At 71.0% G+C, this 18,781-nt stretch carries 16 protein-coding genes; 8 read left to right on the forward strand and 8 right to left on the reverse strand.

All coding sequences use genetic code 11. The annotated features are described in order from the left end of the window. Positions 1-297: 297 nt before the first annotated feature. Positions 298-1,245, reverse strand: a complete 948-nt coding sequence (locus tag AQJ27_RS02370; RefSeq protein WP_067360828.1) for an SCO0930 family lipoprotein — start codon at positions 1,243-1,245, stop codon at positions 298-300. Between the two features lie 282 nt (positions 1,246-1,527). Between AQJ27_RS02370 and AQJ27_RS55460 the strand changes: the two genes are divergently transcribed. The 3 genes from AQJ27_RS55460 (at position 1,528) to AQJ27_RS02390 (ending at position 3,706) form a co-directional block, all read left to right on the forward strand. After that, positions 1,528-2,103 (forward strand): hypothetical protein, encoded by a 576-nt coding sequence (locus AQJ27_RS55460; RefSeq protein ID WP_159064314.1) that lies wholly within the window; start codon positions 1,528-1,530, stop codon positions 2,101-2,103. A 15-nt stretch (positions 2,104-2,118) separates the two neighbouring features. Next, positions 2,119-2,883 carry a bestrophin-like domain gene (locus AQJ27_RS02385; RefSeq protein ID WP_079064736.1) on the forward strand — a complete coding sequence of 255 codons (765 nt, stop codon included), beginning with the start codon at positions 2,119-2,121 and terminating at the stop codon, positions 2,881-2,883. 223 nt (positions 2,884-3,106) lie between these two features. Beyond that, on the forward strand, positions 3,107-3,706 hold the full coding sequence (locus AQJ27_RS02390) for a hypothetical protein (RefSeq protein WP_067360838.1): 600 nt from the start codon (positions 3,107-3,109) through the stop codon (positions 3,704-3,706). 109 nt (positions 3,707-3,815) lie between these two features. On the opposite strand, the gene AQJ27_RS58405 is transcribed toward AQJ27_RS02390, so the two are convergent. Further along, positions 3,816-4,730, reverse strand: a complete 915-nt coding sequence (locus AQJ27_RS58405) for a hypothetical protein (RefSeq protein WP_067360841.1) — start codon at positions 4,728-4,730, stop codon at positions 3,816-3,818. Between the two features lie 331 nt (positions 4,731-5,061). Between AQJ27_RS58405 and AQJ27_RS02400 the strand changes: the two genes are divergently transcribed. Next, positions 5,062-5,724 (forward strand): class F sortase, encoded by a 663-nt coding sequence (locus tag AQJ27_RS02400; protein ID WP_067360845.1) that lies wholly within the window; start codon positions 5,062-5,064, stop codon positions 5,722-5,724. Positions 5,725-5,799: 75 nt separating this feature from the next. On the opposite strand, the gene AQJ27_RS02405 is transcribed toward AQJ27_RS02400, so the two are convergent. Beyond that, positions 5,800-6,642 (reverse strand): polysaccharide deacetylase family protein, encoded by an 843-nt coding sequence (locus AQJ27_RS02405; protein WP_067360848.1) that lies wholly within the window; start codon positions 6,640-6,642, stop codon positions 5,800-5,802. A gap of 81 nt (positions 6,643-6,723) precedes the next feature. Continuing rightward, positions 6,724-10,008 (reverse strand): bifunctional lysylphosphatidylglycerol synthetase/lysine--tRNA ligase LysX, encoded by a 3,285-nt coding sequence (gene lysX, locus AQJ27_RS02410; protein ID WP_067360851.1) that lies wholly within the window; start codon positions 10,006-10,008, stop codon positions 6,724-6,726. A gap of 188 nt (positions 10,009-10,196) precedes the next feature. Here lysX and AQJ27_RS02415 point away from each other — a divergent pair, with 188 nt between their 5' ends. Next, on the forward strand, positions 10,197-10,661 hold the full coding sequence (locus tag AQJ27_RS02415) for a universal stress protein (protein WP_067360854.1): 465 nt from the start codon (positions 10,197-10,199) through the stop codon (positions 10,659-10,661). A 91-nt stretch (positions 10,662-10,752) separates the two neighbouring features. Here AQJ27_RS02415 and AQJ27_RS02420 read toward each other — a convergent pair whose 3' ends face one another. Further along, positions 10,753-11,913, reverse strand: a complete 1,161-nt coding sequence (locus tag AQJ27_RS02420; RefSeq protein ID WP_067360857.1) for a CapA family protein — start codon at positions 11,911-11,913, stop codon at positions 10,753-10,755. Positions 11,914-12,154: 241 nt separating this feature from the next. Between AQJ27_RS02420 and AQJ27_RS02425 the strand changes: the two genes are divergently transcribed. The 3 genes from AQJ27_RS02425 to AQJ27_RS02435 all read left to right on the forward strand — a co-directional run bounded on the left by AQJ27_RS02425 (position 12,155) and on the right by AQJ27_RS02435 (position 14,260). After that, complete coding sequence (locus AQJ27_RS02425) at positions 12,155-12,694, forward strand: sigma-70 family RNA polymerase sigma factor (protein ID WP_067360860.1); 540 nt, start codon at positions 12,155-12,157, stop codon at positions 12,692-12,694. A gap of 155 nt (positions 12,695-12,849) precedes the next feature. Continuing rightward, entirely contained in the window at positions 12,850-13,365 is a 516-nt protein-coding gene (locus AQJ27_RS02430; protein ID WP_067360863.1) for a hypothetical protein, read from the forward strand. Positions 13,366-13,603: 238 nt separating this feature from the next. Next, positions 13,604-14,260 carry an anti-sigma factor family protein gene (locus AQJ27_RS02435; protein ID WP_067360866.1) on the forward strand — a complete coding sequence of 219 codons (657 nt, stop codon included), beginning with the start codon at positions 13,604-13,606 and terminating at the stop codon, positions 14,258-14,260. A gap of 27 nt (positions 14,261-14,287) precedes the next feature. On the opposite strand, the gene AQJ27_RS02440 is transcribed toward AQJ27_RS02435, so the two are convergent. From AQJ27_RS02440 to AQJ27_RS51695, 3 genes are all read right to left on the reverse strand, one after another. Next, the gene (locus AQJ27_RS02440; RefSeq protein WP_067360869.1) at positions 14,288-15,148 is read right to left on the reverse strand and encodes an Fpg/Nei family DNA glycosylase; all 861 of its coding nucleotides are present in this window, start codon (positions 15,146-15,148) and stop codon (positions 14,288-14,290) included. Positions 15,149-15,235: 87 nt separating this feature from the next. Next, positions 15,236-17,311: a SpoIIE family protein phosphatase gene (locus AQJ27_RS02445; RefSeq protein WP_067360872.1), complete on the reverse strand. Its 2,076-nt coding sequence runs from the start codon at positions 17,309-17,311 to the stop codon at positions 15,236-15,238. Between the two features lie 100 nt (positions 17,312-17,411). Beyond that, positions 17,412-18,614 carry a DUF6777 domain-containing protein gene (locus tag AQJ27_RS51695; RefSeq protein WP_235613409.1) on the reverse strand — a complete coding sequence of 401 codons (1,203 nt, stop codon included), beginning with the start codon at positions 18,612-18,614 and terminating at the stop codon, positions 17,412-17,414. Positions 18,615-18,781: the final 167 nt, after the last annotated feature.

Raw genomic sequence — 18,781 nt, forward strand, 5'->3', positions numbered from 1 at the left:
ACACGCCGTCCGCTGTCACCGCGAAATCGATGCGAAGCATTCCAAAAAGTTCGCGGGAGTTACGAAGCGTCGCGACCGTATCGAGGGGTCGGGTATCCCCGGTGTGGAAAACTCCCGGGCGTTCGTTCGGCAAGTGAACCGCGCCGTGATCCGTATGCCGCACGTCGTCCGATCCGCGCGCCCCGCGCGTTCCGGGCACGCCAAGAGGTCCGCCCCCTCCGTGCGGTGCGGAGGGGGCGGACCCAGGTCGTACGCGTTGTTCCGGGCGAGATCGATCAACCCTGGGGAGGTGATCCTCTACTTCGGCGCGCCGACCGGCTTTCCGTCGGGGGCGACGGCGTACCAAGTGCCGCCCACGCCCTGACCGTTGGTGTCCCCGGCCGCCTTGTCACCGGAGAAGGTGTAGATGGGCCAGCAGTTGACGGTCATCTGCTTGGCGCCGTCCGGGCGGGTGAAGCCCATCAGGCCCTTCTTCTGCACGCCCTTGGTGTCGCTGGCGGAGACCGGGGCCACGACGGGCCACTTCTCCAAGCAGGCACCGGTGCAGGCGGACTTCGGGACGGGCCAGGCCTGGTCCTTCAGGAACCGGTAGACCGTCCGGCCGTTCTTGTCGACGATGATCTCGCCGAGCTTGGGGTCGTTGCGGGTCGACAGTCCCGGCAGGGAGGCCAGGGTCGCCTTCTTGCCATCGGGGGCGGAGGCGTACCAAATGCCGCCGACACCCTGGCCGTTGGTGTCACCGGCCTTCGTGTCCTTGGCGTACCGGTACATCGGCCAGCCGCCGATCGTCAGCTGCTTGGTGCCGTCCGTGCGGGTGACCTCGCCGAGCAGGGCCTTGTCCACACCGGTGGCGGCCACGGCGCCGTCGGCGGGAACGGGCGGCCAAGCGGTCGCGCAGTCGCCGTCACAGTTCGACTTCGGCGGCTCGGCGGTGTCCTTCTCGAAGCGGTACAGGGTGAATCCGGCGCTGTCGGTCAGCACCTTGCCGAGCGTCGTGCTTTCCGCGACAGCCAGCTGACCTGCGGATTCCGCCTTGGGGGCGGCACTCTGCTGGTCGGCGCCGTAGCCGTTGGGAGAAGTGGTGCTGCTACTGGTGGCCTGACCGTAACCGTTGGCAGCCGCGGCGGCGCCCACGTTCTGGCTCCCCGTCGACTGGGTGCCCGATTCCTGACCGCACGCCGTCGTGAGCGCCAGCACGGCCGCAGCTGTCGCTACGAGTGAGGCGCTCCGCCAGGAGGTCTTCATTGGGTAACTCCCACTGTTCGCGTTAAGGGTTGCAGCGCTCTGCTGCGCCGCGCATGGCCCTAGGTACGGGCGGGAGTGGCGGATGTGTTCAACGGCCGCACAAAAAACTTTCGGAACGCTGTGACACACCCCACGCCGGCATGTTTCTCGCGCATCTGTTCCCACCGCGGTGGCCGTGTCCCGAGGGGGCGTCAAACCGGTCCGAGCCGGACGTCCTTCGTTCGGGGGCAATACCCGTCGGCTCCGGCGTGCGCGGGCGCGATACGCCTCATGATCTCGGTCGTGCATGGACCACAGCGGACCCGGTCCGCCCTCGTCATACGCGTGTTGGCGCTGCTGACGCTGACCTGGATCATCGGCGGCGCGCCGGCCTCGGCGGCGGTCGCCGACTCCTGCGCGTACGCCTCCATCGGCCCGGACGGTACGGACGCGGTGGCGGTGGCCGGCAGCGACCTCTGCACCATCAGCCCGCCGCCCCCGTCGCCCACGCCCCCACCCACTCCGAAACCGCCGCCCCCACCACCCCCGGCGCCTCCGCCCAAGCCCAGGCCGAAGCCCCCGCCGCCGGCTCCCCCGCCACCGCCTCCGCCCGCCTCGCCGACCCCGCGGCCCCCCGCCGTGGCGCCACCGCCGAGGCCGGCACCTCCACCGGCGCCGAAGCCGAAGCCCACACCGACACCGACGCCCTCGCCCACGCACAAGGCGCGGCCCAAACCGTCGGCGACCCCGGTGAGTTATCCGGCCTACCGCGCCCCGACGCGCAGGCACTCGCCCCGCAGCGGACCGTCCCTGGTCTCGCTCACCCTGCTCGTCACCGTGCCCGCGTTGCTCGCCGTCGCGGCGTTGCGTCCGCGCTGACCCCTGGAGGCATCCTTGTCGGAATGGCTTGTTCTCGTCCTCGCGATGGCGGCGGCGTGCGTCGTCGTCCTCGTCGTGTCCCTCGTACGCACCCGCCGGGCCCCCGACGACGAGGATCCGTCCGAGACCCCGGACGTGATCGAATACATGACCATGATGATCGGCGTGGTCTACGCCATCGTCCTGGGACTGGCCATCGCCGGAGTCTGGGAGGCCCGCAGCGCCGCCCAGGACCATGTGCAGGCGGAGGCCCAGGCCCTGCACGAGATCTCGGAGCGGGTCCGCGTCTACCCGCCGGACGTGCGCGACCGTATTCGCGGCGACGTCGACGCGTACGTCGGATACGTCGTCAAGACCGAGTGGAAGACCATGGCCGACCACGGCCATGTCACCGCCAAGGGCGGTCGGCTCTTCGAGGTCGTCCGCCAGGACGTCAGCACCTACAAGCCGGGGTCGGACTTCGAGGCCCAGACCTACCAGCCGCTGGTCGACCAGGTGACCGCGGCCGACGCGGCACGCAACGCCCGCGCCGACTCGACGGACGCGACCATGCCGGGCGTGGTGTGGTTCGGGCTGATCACCGGAGCCGTGGTCACCATCGGGATGGTGTTCGCCCTCCAGATCCGGCGCACCAAGCGGGAACTGATCCTCGCCGGGCTCTTCTCCGCCCTGATCGCGTTCCTGCTCTTCCTGATCTGGGACTTCGACGCGCCCTACAGCCGGGGGATCACAGCCTCGGCGGAGCCGTTCACGGCACTGTTCCCGCACCTTCCGAAGTGACCGGCCTCCCTTAGCGGCCACAGGATCGGGGGACGGACGCCACACCGCGTCCGTCCCCCGATCGCGCACCCGCATTCCCCCGTACGGCCCACCCGGTTACCCCATTCGCGCTACTGCGATCGCGCCCACGTGCACGCCTTCCTAGCGTTTCGAACATCGAGGCGCATTTCAGACGCAGGCGGAAAGTCCGCAGCAAGGCTCCTCGGGGACCCGGAGGCTCACCATGCACGCGATACGCGTCGCTTCGGCCGCACTGCTGGGCGTGACCGCCCTCACCCTTTCCGCGACCGCCGCTCTCGCCGGAAACGGAGACGGTGACGGCGGCCGTGACAGCAGCCGTGACAGCAGCCGTGACAGTGGCCGGGGCAACAGCATCACCTCGTTCGGCTTCAACGTGCAGCCGCAGAGCATCGCCGCGGGCGGCCGGCTCCGGCTGACCGCGGAGAGCTGCGACTCCGTGGCCAGGGTCTCCTCGGAAGTCTTCGACACGGTCACGATCCCCAAGGGCCAGTCGTCGGCGACGGCCCTGATCGACGGGGACGCCAGAGCGGGCTCGGTGTACCAGGTGACGTTCCAGTGCGGCAACGAGAGCGGCCACACCGAGCTGACCATCGCCCCCGGCCGCTCCGGCACCAGCTACTCCGACCCGACCCAGGTCCAGCTCCCGGCCTCCGTACAGCGAGGCGTCAATGCAGGTGTCGGCGGAAGCTCCAACGGTGGCTTCGACCTCAAGGAGATCGCCCTGGGAACCGCGCTCATCGCCGGCTGTGTCGGTACCGCGTGGTCCATGACGCGCCGCCGCGTCACGGACGAGGAGTCGTGACCGCTCGCCACTCGGGGCCCTTCTCGCCCCGGATCTCGGCGAGAAGGTCCGGGGCGAAGGCCTGTCAGACGCACGGTACGCGGGGCACCGCCAAAGGTGCCGGCACCGATCAGATCCGCCGATCGGACCTGCGGCGCTTCCAGAGCAGCCCACCGCCGACGACGCCGGCGGTCAGCAGTCCGCTGCCGATCGCGACGTCGGCGGGCGCGGCTCCGCCGATGCTGCCACCCAGACCACCGCTGACACCGCCGATGACGGTGAAGGCGGCGGGCCTGGTCAGCCTTCGGCCGTCACAGCGGACCGTGACGTCGTACGACCCCGGGCGCGCGTCACGGTCGACGATGACCGTCGCGATGGTCGTGTCGCCGCCCGCCCGGCGCAGCAGGGTGGTGCGGAAGACCCGCGAGGAGACCGTACTGCCGGGCCTCAGGCACGCTTCGCCGTCCACGGTGATCGACAGCTGGCCGCCCCGCGCGATGACACCGGGCCGGACGAGGATGTTCCGCACCTCGCGACGGCCGTTGTCCTCGAAGCGGCCGTTGTCATAGAACCGGCCGTTGTCTTCGAAGCGGCCGTTGTCGTTGAACCTGCCATTGTCATTGAATCGGCCGTTGTCGTTGAACCGGCCATTGTCGTTGAACCGACCGTTGTCGTTGAACCGACCGATGTCACCCGGGCGGCCGCCACCGACCACGCCACCGCCGCCGATCACCACGCCGCCGCCACCGACCACGCCACCGCCGCCGACGACGCCACCGCCCACCACGCCACCGCCGCCGACCACCCCGCCGCCACCGACCACGCCACCGCCGCCGACCACGCCACCGCCGTTGTTCAGCCCTGTGCCGTTGCCCGGTCCACCGGGGTTGCCCAGTCGCTCGTTTCCGCTCGGCTCGTCGTTGCTCGGCTCGTTGTTGCTCGACTCATTGCTGCCCGGTTCATTCGATGCCGTCGCCATCGGGGCGGCGAGCCCCACCGCGGCGACCACGGCGGCAGAGACCGCCAGGGCACGAGTTGTACGCATGTGATCCTCCGCGGAAGACGCCCCGGGAACCGTCCCCGGTCGATCGGCGAGAAAGCGCCTCCCATACAGACCCTCAGATGCGGCGCACAGGGACGCATTTCGAGAATGGTCCGTCCTGGTGAGAAGACACGCCGAAGGATTTCCATACAATCGGATATTGCCGCAGGTCACGGACCGTCAGAAATTTCCTGCCCTCGGCAACTCGGATGGCTCACCACGCGGAGCCCCGACACCCGTTCGCCCGCGCCCCGTCGCCCCCCGGGCATGCTGCACTTAGCGTTCTGGTACGCGCGACGGACGCGGTGACGGCCGCGTCGAGAGGGGATTGCGAATGTTTGCGTCCGAGGTGGCCGAAGAGGAGGAGCGGCAGAAGAAGCGCGCCCCGTGGGGCGTAATAGCGCTTGTTCTGCTGACCGGCCTCGCACTCATCCGGAATGGTTCCGGTGAGTTCGACGTGGGCCCTCCACAGCCCGCGACGGCGGCGGCAGCGGACAGCAGGACGCCCGTCGCCACCTTCTCCAACGGACCCGCCGCGTTGCCGTACTCCGTGGTGGACCGGGTCAGGATCCCCGCGATCCAGGTGAATGCCCCGGTCGTGCCGGTGGGTCTCGACTCGGCCGGCTGGGTCGACGCGCCGCCGCCCGACAACGCCAATCTCGCGGGCTGGTTCACCGGTGCGGTGTCACCCGGCGAGAAGGGCACGGCCGTGATCGTGGGCCATGTGGACAACATGCGGGGACCGGCCGTCTTCTACGGGCTCGGTTCCCTCAAGAAGGGAAACCGGGTCGAGGTTCAGCGAAAGGACGGGAAGACCGCCACATTCGAGATCTACGGCGTCGACGTATTCGCCAAGAACAACTTCCCCGGCGACCGGGTGTACGGCAGCAAGGGCACCCCGGAATTGCGGGTCATCACCTGCGGAGGCGGTTTCTCCAAGCAGCACGGCTACGACGGGAACGTCGTCGTGTTCGCCCGCCTGGTCGAGGTCCGCTGAGACTCCCCGCCTACGGCCCGGGCGGTGTTCCCGGGCCGGTAGGCGGAGTCGGGAGCGACCGCGCCCGCTCCCCGCTCAGGAGTCCTGGCGGTGCGGCACCGTGAGGTGGTAGCCGGAGTCGAGGAGTTCGGGCAGGTAGTCACGCAGGGCGCGGACGGTCTGGGAGCGGTCGCCGCCCGCGTCGTGCGAGAGGACGACGACGCCGGGGGCGGCGCCCTCCTCCACCCGGTCGACGATGGTGGCGGTGCCCGGGGTGGTCCAGTCGAGGCTGTCGACCGTCCAGGCCATCGGTTCCATGCCGAGGTCGGCGCCGATCTGGAAGGTGGCCCGGTTCCAGGCCCCGTAGGGCGCGCGGAACCAGACGGGCCGTTCGCCGTAGGCGTCCTCGATGACGTCGCTGGTGCGGGCGATCTCGGAGCGGATCTCGGAGCGCCGGAGCTCGGTCAGCAACGGGTGCGTCCAGGTGTGGTTGCCGACGACGTGCCCGTCGTCGGCCATCTCGGCCAGCAGGTCCTTGTTGTCGACGGCCATCTCCCCGCAGACGAAGAACATCGCCCGTACGTCGTGCTTGCGCAGGGTGCGCAGAATGCTCGGGGTGTAGCGCGGATCGGGTCCGTCGTCGAAGGTCAGCACCATCGTTCGGCCGCGCCCGCTCACCCGCATGATCGGCTCACGCCGGACGGCGGGCTTGCCGGGCGTCCGGCGCGGCGGAGCGAATCCGGTCATGGGCTCGAGGCGGTACGCGGAGGGCTTGAGCGCCTGACGCGCCTGCGGGCCCCCGGCCACGGGGGCCCGCACCGGGCTCCCGGCCGGATCCGCGGTGAGGACGCGGGCCGTGCCCGCCGCCCCCACCGCCCCGAGAACGGCGGCACCGGCGATCAACGCCCGGCGCCGCGTGAGCAGCTGATCCTTTTGCATGACCCATCAGTCGCCCAACGGAGGCGCGGCGCGGCTGAGCAACACCGGTGTGGACTCAGGAAAGCACCCGTTGGGACCAGCTCAGCGCCGACGCACCAGGGGGAACGGCAGTGTCTCCCGAATCGTCAGCCCCGTGAGGAACATGACCAGCCGGTCCACGCCGATACCGAGCCCGCCGGTCGGCGGCATCGCGTACTCCAGCGCGTCGAGGAAGTCCTCGTCGAGCTCCATCGCCTCGGGATCTCCCCCGGCGGCCCGCAGCGACTGCGCGGTCAGCCGCCGCCGCTGCTCCACGGGGTCGGTCAACTCCGAGTAGGCGGTGCCGAGTTCGGTGCCGAAGGCGACGAGGTCCCAGCGCTCGGCGAGGCGCGGGTCGGTGCGGTGTTGCCGGGTGAGCGGGGAGACGTCGGTCGGGAAGTCCTTGTAGAACGTGGGCAGCAGGGTCTTCTCCTCGACCAGTCGTTCGTACATCTCCAGTACGACGTCACCCTGTCCGTCGTCCGGCCGATACGGCACTCCCGCGCAGTCGCACAGCCGGTGCAGGTCCGGCACGGACGCGCCGGGGTCCACCTCCTCCCCCAGGGCCTCCGAGATCGCGCCGTACACCGTCTTGACCGGCCACGGGCCGGAGATGTCGTACTCGGTGCCGTCCTTGTGGACGACGGGCGCGCCGAAGGCGGCGGTCGCGGCGCCCTGGATCAGTTCGCGGGTGAGGTCGAGCATCACGTCGTAGTCGGCGAACGCCTGGTAGGCCTCCAGCATGGTGAACTCGGGGTTGTGCTTGGAGGAGACGCCCTCGTTGCGGAAGGTGCGCCCCATCTCGAAGACCTTCTCCAGGCCGCCCACGCACAGCCGCTTGAGGTAGAGCTCGGGGGCGATGCGGAGGTACATGTTCAGGTCGTAGGCGTTGATGTGGGTGGTGAACGGGCGGGCGTTGGCGCCGCCGTGGATCTGCTGGAGCATCGGCGTCTCGACCTCGAGATAACCCCGGTCCAGCAGGCCCTGGCGCAGCGCCTGCACGGCGGTGGAGCGGGCCCGCAGGACCTCGCGGGCGTCGGGGCTGGACACCAGGTCGAGATAGCGGTGGCGCACCTTCGCCTCGGGGTCGGCGAGGCCCCGGCGCTTGTCGGGCAGCGGGCGCAGGCATTTGCCGGTGAGCTGCCAGGAGGAGACGAAGACGGTCGGTTCGCCCAGGTCGCTGACGCCGGCGAGGCCCTCGGCGGTGATGTGGTCGCCGATGTCGACGTCCTGCCGGAAGCGCGTGAGCTCGGGCCCGGTCTCCAGCCGGGTGAGGGCGAGCTGGAGATCGCCGGACCAGTCGCGCAGGACGGCGAACACGATTCCGCCGAAGTCCCGTACGAGGACGACGCGCCCGGCGACGGTCACGTGCTGCCTGGCCGGTCCCGCGCGTACCTCGGCGAGGGTGTGGCTGCGGAACGGGACGCCCACCGGGTAGGGGTCGATTCCGTCGGCGCGCAGCCGGTCGAGTGTGCGGTGGCGGAGGCGGATCTGCTCGGGCAGGCCCGCGGTCGGATCGGTGGCCGCCGCCTCGCCCTCGTCGAGGCCGAGAGCCGACAACGACGGCAGACCCGCGGTGCTCGCGGGCTGGGGGCCGGTCTTCGGGTGCCCCTTGCCCCAGAGCTTGCGCAGCGAGGGCACGGAGACGAAGCCCTCGGCGATGCCGGACGCAAGGCCGATGCGGGCGAGGGAGCCGGTGTCGCCGTAACAGATGAAGCGGGGATACCACTCGGGCTGGAATTTGGCGTTGGACCGGTAGAGGGCCTCCAACTGCCACCACCGGGAGAAGAACAGCAGCAGTCCGCGCCAGAGCCGGAGCACCGGCCCCGCACCGATCCGGGCGCCCTCCTCGAAGACCGACCGGAACACCGCGAAGTTGAGGGAGATGCGCCGTACGCCGAACGTCCCGGCCGCCGCGCACACCTCGGCGACCATGAACTCCATGACGCCGTTCGGGGCGCTGCGGTCGCGGCGCATGAGGTCGAGCGAGATGCCGTCCTTGCCCCAGGGAACGAAGGACAGCAGCGCGAGGAGCTTGCCCTCGGGCGTCAGGGCCTCGACGAGCAGGCAGTCGCCGTCCGCGGGGTCGCCGAGCCGGTCCAGGGCCATGGAGAAGCCGCGCTCGGTCTCGGTGTCGCGCCAGGCGTCCGCCTTGTCGACGAGCTCCTCCATCTCCTCGTCGGTGAGGCTGGCGTGGCGGCGTACCCGGCAGGTGGCGCCGGTGCGCCGTACGCGGTGCACGGCCTGGCGGGTGACACGCATGTCGCGGCCGTCCAGGTCGAAGCCGGCGACGTGCAGGATCGCCTCGTCGCCGAGTTCGAGCGCGCCGAGCCCGGCGCGCGCGAAGGCCTTGGCGCCGTTCTCCGAGGTGCCCATGACGGCGGGCGCCCAAGCGTAGCGGCGGGCCAGGTCGAGCCAGGCCTCGATGGCGTGCGGCCAGGCCTCGCGGTCGCCGACGGGGTCGCCGCTGGCCAGGCAGACGCCGGCCTCGACGCGGTAGGTGACGGCGGCCTTGCCGCTGGGTGAGAAGACGACGGCCTTGTCGCGGCGGGTGGCGAAGTAGCCGAGGGAGTCGTCGGCGCCGTACGCCCGCAGGAGGGCACGGATGCGGGCCTCCTCGTCGCCGCGCAGGGCCGCCTCCAGGCGCTGGGAGCGGAAGAGGGTGGCGACGGCGTTGAGCTGGGCGAGGGCGCCGAGGAGGCCGAGGACGAAGAAGAGCTTGCGGGGCGGGCGCCCGCTGAACGAACTGCTGGGGACCAGCCCGCCGCACACCCGGCTGGCCGCCCACAGCAGCCGTTCTCCCGAGGACAGCGTGCCGGGGAACCACTCGACCAGGCCCCAGCCGATCAGGATCGCCACCGCGAGTCCGGCGAGCAGTACGGCCAGGGCGCGCCATACGGCGCCGCGCCGGGAGTCGGCGTAGAACTCGCGGCGCGCCACGATCAGGAGCACCAGCAGCAGTCCGCAGGCGACGAAGGACGGCAGCGACTCGGCGTACAGGCCCATCGCCAGGCCGACGATGTCGAAGAAGACCAGCACGCCGAGGTAGACGACGACCAGCCACCAGGCGACCTTCTTGCGGGCGGCGGTCGCGGCGGCGAGCAGGAAGAGGAAGACGGCGTACGCGAGGTTGGCGCTGACCGGGACGATCAACAGGTCGAGGAAGGCCACGACGGGGTGCAGCAGGCGGCGCACGGGGGCGAAGAAGGCCAGCAGGACGCACAGCAGCGAGAGGGCGCCGAAGAAGGCCGCGAAGCCTTCGGGCACCTTGCTGAGGAAGCCGACCCGGGACGGCGGTACGGGACCCGTGGCGTCCCTCGGTCCGCGGGCCTCCACGGTGGCGCTCATGGTGTCGACTCTAGGAAGCCCCGGCCGCGGGCGCCCGTCGAGCGCCGGGCCGCTCGTCGCCGACGCGGACGGCTGTCCCGGCGGGTCCTGGCGGGCCGTGGCGGCGGACACTTCACCCGTTCCGTCGCATGCGGGACGCCGTGGGGCCGCCCTGCTCCCGACCTGCGGCTTCCGATAGCCTCGGTGGTGTGGCGGAACAGCAACCCTCGCACCGGTTCGAGCGTGGCACGGACGGTCCCAAGGTCATCGTCGTCGGCGTGGACGGCTCCGACTCGTCGCTGCGCGCGGCGTCCTACGCCGGCGGGCTGGCCAGGCGGCAGCACTCGCTGCTCGCCGTCGTGTACGTGCAGCCCGTCATGGCCGCGGGAGCGGCGCTCGGGGCGCCGGTCGCCGAGACGACCGACCAGATCGCCGAGGACCTCGTCGCGCAGATCCGGGACGCCGCCGAGCGGGTCAAGGACATATTCGCGGTGCGCTGGGAGTTCCACACCTTCCGCGGCGATCCCTACAACGGTCTGGTGACGGCGGCGGACGAGCTCAAGGCGGACGCCGTGGTGGTCGGTGCCTCCGAGCAGGCGGGGCACCGGATCATCGGGTCGGTGGCGATCCGGCTGGTGAAGGCGGGCCGCTGGCCGGTCACGGTCGTCCCATAGATCCCACGGACCGCATGGGCCCCGTGGGTTCCTTGGGCCCCATGGCTCCGTGGGTTCCTTGGACTCCATGGCTCCGTGAACTCCGTGGGTCCTACTGCGCCATCATCAGGCCGTCGTGGGCCGCGCCGCGGCTGAGCACCACGTCACGGATGCGGTCGCGTACACCGGCCAGGTCGGCGCCCTGGGCCAGAGCCGCGTTGATGTCGACGACCCGCCCGGCGTCGATGTCGAACAGCTGCGGCACGAACTCCGCCTTCGTGACCTGCCAGCGGTCCCCCTTGCGCGCGGGCGGGGCGAAGGTGAAGCGGGCGAGGGTGCTCTCGTTGCCCCGGGAGTCCTGGAGGCCTTGGCGGTTGAACATCTCGCCCGCGATCTGGTCACCCATGCCGTAGACGACCCACGTGCCGTTGACCTTCTCGTAGGGCTGCGGGACACGCGCGTGCGTGCCGAGGATCAGGTCGATGTCGGGCCGCCCGTTCGTGCGCGAGGCGGTGAGCTCCCGGCTCAGCGTCGTCTGCTGGGTGTTGGGCTGTTCCTGCCATTCGGTGCCCCAGTGCAGGGACACGACGACCACGTCGGCGCCCGCCTTCCTGACGGCCCGGGCGTCCGCGAGGATCCGGTCGCGGTCGATGAGGTTGACGCTCCAGGGCTGTCCCTGGGGCATCGGGAAGCCGTCCGTGCCGTAGGTGTAGGCGAGGTGGGCGACCACCGCGTTGCCCGCGCGCAGGAGCGTGGGCACATACGCCTCCTGCGCCGTGCGCGCCGATCCCGCGTGCCGTACGCCCGCGAGGTCGAGGGCGTCCAGGGTGCGCCGTACGCCCGCGGCGCCGTCGTCCAGGGAGTGGTTGGAGGCGGTGGAGCAGGCGTCGTACCCGGTCGCCGCGAGCCCGTCGGCCACCTGCGGTGGAATCTTGAAGGCCGGGTTGCCGGTGTGGTCGCCGTCGGATCCGTACACGGTCTCCATGTGACAGATCGCCAGGTCGGCACCGGAGACGAGGGGTTTCACCCCTTCGAACATCGGCAGGAAGTCGTACCCGGTGCCGCCCGCGTCGGCGTTCGCCCGCTCGGTGACCGAGGTGTGTGCCAGCACGTCGCCGGAGGCGACGAGGGTGAAGCCGTGGGGGGTGAGGGGTGCGCCCGGCTGCCCACTACTACTGCTCCGGGCCGACGGTTCCTGGTCGGCCCGGCAGCCGGCGCCCACGACAAGTACGGCCGCGACAGCGATGGCGGCCAGTCGACTACGTGTGATCATGCCCAGCCTCGATGCAGTCATATTTAACTAGGAAGTGAGGCAAATCCACCCAATCGAAAGGATGGAGTCAAGGAGCGACGCGCATCCGTAGCCCGTCCGGCCCTCGGGGAACCGCCCGTCGGGGCGCCACCGGGCCCCGCTGAACCGTTCACCGCGCCGTTCACCGACGGCATCGACCGCCCACCGCAGACCCGTGCCCCGGGCCTGTCCCAGCGGAGCGGCACCCGCTGGCATACACGCCATGACGGCCGGAACCACCACCAAGACGACCGCCGAACACGAGTTGGCCGCGCTCCAGCGCGAGCACGGCCGGCCCCTCTTCGCCCTGCTCCTGCGGCTCTCCGACGGCGACCGCCAACGCGCCGAGGATCTGGTGCAGGAGACGCTCGTCCGCGCCTGGCAGCACCCCGAGGCGCTGCGCGCCGACGACTTCGACTCCGTACGCCCCTGGCTGCTCACCGTGGGACGGCGGCTCGCGATCGATGCGCGGCGGGCCCGCCAGGCGCGTCCGCCGGAGGTCGGGGACGCGGTGCTGGAAAGCGCGCGGGTCTGCGCGGATCACGCCGAAAGGTCGGCGGCGACGCTCGATGTGCGGGAGGCTGTGAAGACACTCACTCCCGAGCATCGTGAAGTCCTGGTGCTGGTGTACTTCCAGGGGGCGAGTGTGGCGGAGGCCGCCGCGGCGCTCGGGATTCCGCCCGGTACCGTGAAGTCTCGTGCGTACTACGCGCTGCGCGCCCTGCGCCGGGTTCTTCCAGGATATGCGGCCGACCTGCGGTGAAACCGAAGGCCGAGTCAAACCTCCGTAAAGCGCCTTGCTGAGGACCATGGTTGAGCAATCAGCTGTCCTCATCCGTGTTCCGGATTGGGGGGGGGAAACCCCCAAGGGCTCGGGATCGGGCGACGCGCACGCAAACCGGAGGAAGGCAGGAAGGGATGCTGCACAGAGGCCAAGAGAGCACGGACGGCACCGGCGGTGGGGAACTCACCGTCCCCATGGCGTGGTTGTACGCCGAGTACATCGCCGACGAGCTGCTGCGGACCGGCGACCTGATGCCGCCCACGTCCTTCGAGTTCCGCGCCGGGCGTGACGCCCTGGCGCTGACGATCTTCCTCTCCGACACCGACGGCGAGCTCTCGGGCATCCGGGTCGTCTCGCAGTTGGAGACCTGGCTCTCGCTGACGGCGTACGACCAGCCGTGGCAGGACTGGGTGCGCGAGCACATGGCGCGGCGCGCGGCCGAGGCGGTCGAGTGCGGCGGCCCCGCCCCGGACCTGGAACTGGCGACGGCGGCCTGGCGCTGGCTGGAGGAGACCGAACTGCTCGCCCCGGACCTGGACGCCGTGCCCGGCGGCGGGCCGATCCCGGGCGAGGACGACGGTCCGAAGGTGTGGACACCGGCCTGGCGACTGGGTCTGCCCCTGGGGCATCTGGCGATCCATCTCTTCTGACCACCACGACATCGGGTGGACCGCCGGTAACCCCTGATCAGGGATCCGCACTCCGCCAAACAAGTTTTCCGCACAACTTTTTTCGGGCTCGCACCAATCCGCGAGCCCACCCGCTCCGAATGTCTTGGTCTCGATTCCGAACGAGTCTTGAGTGATTCGACGGTCTGGTGCGTACCCGTGGGCAACAGCAACACCACTCCCACCCCCGCACCATCGCCACGAGGATTCGGTATTCGGTATGAGGTCCCTGGAACGGCATCGCGACGTCGGCGCCTACGCGCTCGGCGTGCTGGACGAGGCGGAGGCGTTCCGCTTTGAGGATCACCTCATGGAGTGCCCCCAGTGCGCGGCGCACGTGAGTGAGTTCAAGCCCGCCACGCGGCAGCTGATGCTGTACCGGCAGGCCACCCCGCGCTCCGTGCACCCCTTCGCCGCCCCCGGGCCGCGCCTGATGGACAAACTCCTCAGTGAGGTGGCGACCCGGCACCGGGCCGGGCGCAGGCGCTGGTTGTACGCGGTGGCCGCCGCCGTGGTGCTCGCGGTGGGCGGTCCGTCGATCGCGATGGTCACGTCGCACGGTTCCGGGTCACAGACGGCCGCGGTCGCGTCGACGGACGCGCAGACCGGCGTGTGGGCCAAGGTCACCACCGCGGACCGCATCTGGGGCAGCCAGGTCGAGGTCGAGGTCAAGGACGCCGGGGGCCCGCGCCCCTGTCAGCTCGTCGCCATCGGCAAGGACGGTTCGCAGCAGACGGTGACGAGTTGGATGGTGCCCGCGCACAACGGCGAGGCGACCACCCTGCAGGGCGGTGCCGCGCTCAAGTCCGACGAGATCAGCCGGTTCGAGGTGCGTACGACGGACGGCAAGCGCCTGGTGACCGTCACGCCCCACTGATCCCGGGCTGTCCCCGCTGCTGCCGGGCTACTTGAGCAGCCGGGACAACCGGCGGTCCGCGAGCGGCTTGCCTCCCGTCTGGCAGGTCGGGCAGTACTGCAGCGAGGAGTCGCTGAAGGAGACCTCGCGGATGGTGTCGCCGCACACCGGGCAGGGCTCGCCCGTTCTGCCGTGCACCCGCAGCCCGCTCTTCTTCTCCGCCTTGAGGCGCCCCGCGGCCAGACCGTGGGAGCGCTCCACGGCCTCGGTGAGCGTGGAGCGCAGCGCCTCGTAGAGACGGGTCGTCTCCTCGGGGGTCAGTGACGCGGCCAGCTTGAACGGGGACATCCTGGCGGCGTGCAGGATCTCGTCGCTGTACGCGTTTCCCACGCCGGCGATCAGGCTCTGGTCCCGGAGCGCGCCCTTGAGTTGGCGGCGCTCACCCGCGAGCAGCCGGGCGAACCGTGCCTCGTCGAAGTCGGCGGCGAGCGGGTCGGGGCCGAGGCGGGCCACGCCGGGGATCTCCGCCGGGTCCCGGACGACGTACACCGCGAGTCGCTTCTGTGTGCCGGCCTCGGTGAGGTCGAAGCCCTCGCCGGTCTCCAGGGCGACACGCAGCGCGAGCGGGCCCTTGCCGGGGCGGGGCGGGCCGTCGGGCAGCGTGTCCTTCCAGTGCAGCCAGCCCGCGCGGGCCAGGTGGGTCACGAAGTGCAGTCCGTCGGCCTCGATGTCGAGGAACTTGCCGTGCCGGCGCACGGCGGTCACCTCGCGGCCCTCGAAGGCGGTGACCGGCGGGTCGTAGGTCTTCAGGACGCTGATGGCGACGGGCAGCACGCGCACGACCTCGCGGCCGACGAGATGGTCGGCCAGGAAGTCCTTGAGCGCTTCGACCTCTGGCAGTTCCGGCATGGCTCCAGAGTGCCACCCCCCACCGACAACACCAGCCGAACCGCACACCTCCTGAGGCAACGGCGGCCGGTCTCCCGCGACACCCGGTCAGTCCCGTTCCGGGACCAGGAACTCGCACCACACGCACTTGCCGCCGCCGCGCGCCTCCACGCCCCAGACGTCGGCGAGGCGGTCGACCAGGAGGAGTCCGCGGCCGGAGACGCCGGACTCGCCCGCCTCGCGGCGGCGCGGCAGGGCGCTGGAGGCGTCCTCGACCTCCGCGCGCAGCCGGCGGCCCGGGCCGCTGAGGACCCGCAGGGTGACGATCGCGGCGCCTTCGGTGTGTATGAGGGCGTTGGTGATCAGCTCGTCGGCGACCAGTTCGACCTCGTCGGCGCGCTCTCCCCCGCCCCAGGCGCGGACCGCGGCACGGATCATGTGCCGGGCCTCGGTGAGCGCCTCGGGGTCGCCGGGCGCGACATGCTGCTGGAGCCGCCCGCCGGACTGCTGAGGCCCGGGGCCGCGGCGGCGCAGCGCCAGCAGGGCCACGTCGTCGTCGCCGCCGCGTTCCTCGGCCACGTCGATGAGCCGGTCGGCGAGGTCGCGTACGTCGTCCGGGCCCGAGCGGATCAGCTCCATGAGGGTGTGCATGCCCTCGTCGAGGTCGACGCCGGGCTGCTCGACCAGGCCGTCGGTGCACAGCACCAGGGTCTGCCCGGGGTCCAGTTCGACCGTGTCGACGGGGTATTCGAGGCGCCCGAACAAGGCGGACAGGCCGAGCGGCAGGCCCCCTGCGACGGACTGCCGGCGGCAGGTGCCGTCGTTCTGCCGGATCAGTGGGTCGATGTGGCCGGCCCGCACCAGCTGGACGACTCCGGTGGACAGATCGGCCTCCGCGTACAGGCAGGTCGCGAAGCGGTCGGTGTCGAGTTCGTGCAGGAAGACCGAGGCGCGGGCCATCACGGTGGCGGGGGTGTGCCCCTCGGCGGCGTAGGCCCGCAGCACGATCCGCAACTGGCCCATGACGGCGGCGGCGTGGGTGTCGTGGCCCTGGACGTCCCCGATGACGGCGCCGACGCGACCGCCGGGCAGCGGGATCACGTCGTACCAGTCGCCGCCGATGTCCCTGCCGAGGGAGGCGGAACGGTAGCGGACGGCGATGTCGGCGCCGGGCACGTTCGGTATGGAGCGCGGCAGCATGGCCTGCTGGAGGCCCTGCGCGAGGTCCTTCTCCTGCTCGTAGAACATGGCCCGCTGGAGGCTCTGGGCGATGCTGCTGCCGAGCGCGACGAGGACGTTGCGCTCCTCCGACGAGAAGCCGCGCCGGTCGTTGTAGAGCAGTCCCATCGCGCCGATGGGCCGGGCCTGCGCGATGAGCGGCAGGTAGGCGGCCGAGGTGATCTTGAGGTCGGTGATGTGCGGCCACAGCAGCGGATACGAGTCGGCGAAGTCCTCGGGCGACTCGATGAAGCGCGGGCCGAGGGTGCGTACGACCTCGCTCATCGGGTACTGCTCGTCGATGCGGGTGACCATGGTGCCGGGGACGAAGCTGCCCTCGGGGCCTTCGGCGACCAGCCGTATGCGTCCGGCCTCGACCAGACCCATCACCAGGCTCGTCGCGCCGAGGTGGGTGAGGCCGTGGGAGTCCTTGAGGACGTCGATGACGTCCTGGACCGTGCGGGCGTGGGCAAGGGCGGCCGTGGTGATCTGCACGACGTTCGTCTGCTGGCGCCGCGCCTCGTCCTGGGCCGCCTGCTCGCGGCGCGCCGCGCGCTCGCCGAGCTCCTGCGTGGCGTCGCGGACGATGCCGATGATCCGGCGCGGCCGGCCCGTCCCGTCCCGGCGGATGTAGCCCTGGGTGTGGGTCCAGCGCAGTGAGCCGTCGCGGCAGCGGATGCGGAAGTAGGCGCCGTAGTTCTCGCTGCCGTCCTTGAGGGCGTGCGAGACCAGCGTGTCGAGTCGGATCCCCTCGGTCGCGGGCACCCGCAGGGACAGGGTCTCGGGGCGACCGTCGTACTCCTCGGGACGCACATCGAAGACTTCGTGGGCCTGGGCGTCCATCTGCATGAGACCGGAGTCCAGGTCCCATTCGAAGCTGCCCATGCGGTTGAGCGCCAGGATCGGATCCGGGTGGGCGGGCCAGTCGTCCGGGAGTGACAGGGCGCTCGCTCCCCGATCAACCATGCGCCCACCTTGCCAGCATTCGGCCGATTCTTCGACTTCTGGGGAGTCCGGATTCGGGTTCGGGCGAGTCCGGACTCGGGCTTCCCCGACCACTCGGCGCTCAGCCGTCGAAGACGTCCGTCGGGGCGTCGAAGACGGTGCCCGCATCGGGCGACTCGTCGGGGATCAGACCACCGCCGTCGGGCAGGTCGGGGATCTCCGGAACGGTGTCGGGGCCGATCTCGTCCTCCGAGGGGTCCAACGGGGCAAGGGGGTCCCGCGGGGCGACAGGGCCCCGCGGGGCGACAGGGTCCTGCGGGGCGGTCGTGGTGGGCGGGAGACAGTCCGACACCGCGGCCACCGGAGCCTCCGGCATGCCCGGGGTTCCCTCCGGGGTGACGGTCAGGGTGGGCGCCACACAGCCGGACGGCGGCTCGTCCACGAAGGGGCCCGTCCGCGGGCTCTGCTCCGGGACCGTGCTCGGACTTGCACCGGGACTCGCACCGGGACTCGCGCCGGTACGACGCTCGGGGCTCGCGGCCGAGACCGGCGACCGCAGGACGACGTCCCGGTGACCGTCGTCCCCCACCCGCCGTTCGATCCACCTGTTGTCGACGATGTCGATGATCGTGATGTTCCTGATCACGGTGGACGCCGGGGTCACGACGACAACGTTGCCAGGACGGAAACCGGACCAGGGCTGCCCCTGGGCCCCCGGGGTCGTCCTGGACACGACGGGCGGGTTCAGCGGGTTGCCGCCGGCGCAGCGCACACGCGGCACGCCCCGGTTGTCGACGAGGACCGCGGTGCCCCGCTGGAGCACCGACTGGAAGCTGGTCGCCCGGCCGTCACGGAAGCCGTGGTCGGTGACCTGGGTGTCGGCACGCAGCACGACCGAGGTCAGACCGCGCAGAAAGCCCGGGACGGCGGCCTGCGGGACGCCCGCCGCCTGAGCGAAGGAGAGCGCCTTGCCGGGGTCCGAGGAGAGAAGGCCGATCTGCTTCTCGACGTCACAGCTGCCGACGGCCCGGGTGCCGCCGTAGAGGCCGGGCGTGGAGCCGGGGAAGGAGCGCACGCCCTGCGCGGCGGAGCCACGGTTCGCGGGTGTCGCCGGGTACGGCATTCGGGTGATGAACGGCGAGTCGGCGGCCGTGGACGCGGTGAACGGGTCGCGGCCGCCGCCGGCGACCGGTTGCAGGAGGATCTCACCGCCGTCGACCCCGGAGGCCGCACTCTCGCTGCCTCTGCCGCCACACCCGGCGACGAGGAGCGCCGCCCAGAGCGCACAGGCCATGACGAAGGCCCGGGTGGGTATGTGCACCACGCTGTTCTCCTGTCGCACCACGTTCTCCCGTTGCACTGCTTCCTCCTGTTGCACCACGCCCTCCCGGTCACTCGGGGCGTTTCGTCCACTATTGTCTGCGTCGCCCAGTTGGCTCACGCAAGCGGAGACGGTCACCCAGCGTCACAATGGAAGACAAAGGGAAGAGG

The sequence above is a fragment of the Streptomyces olivochromogenes genome (assembly GCF_001514115.1).
Taxonomy (GTDB): domain Bacteria; phylum Actinomycetota; class Actinomycetes; order Streptomycetales; family Streptomycetaceae; genus Streptomyces; species Streptomyces olivochromogenes.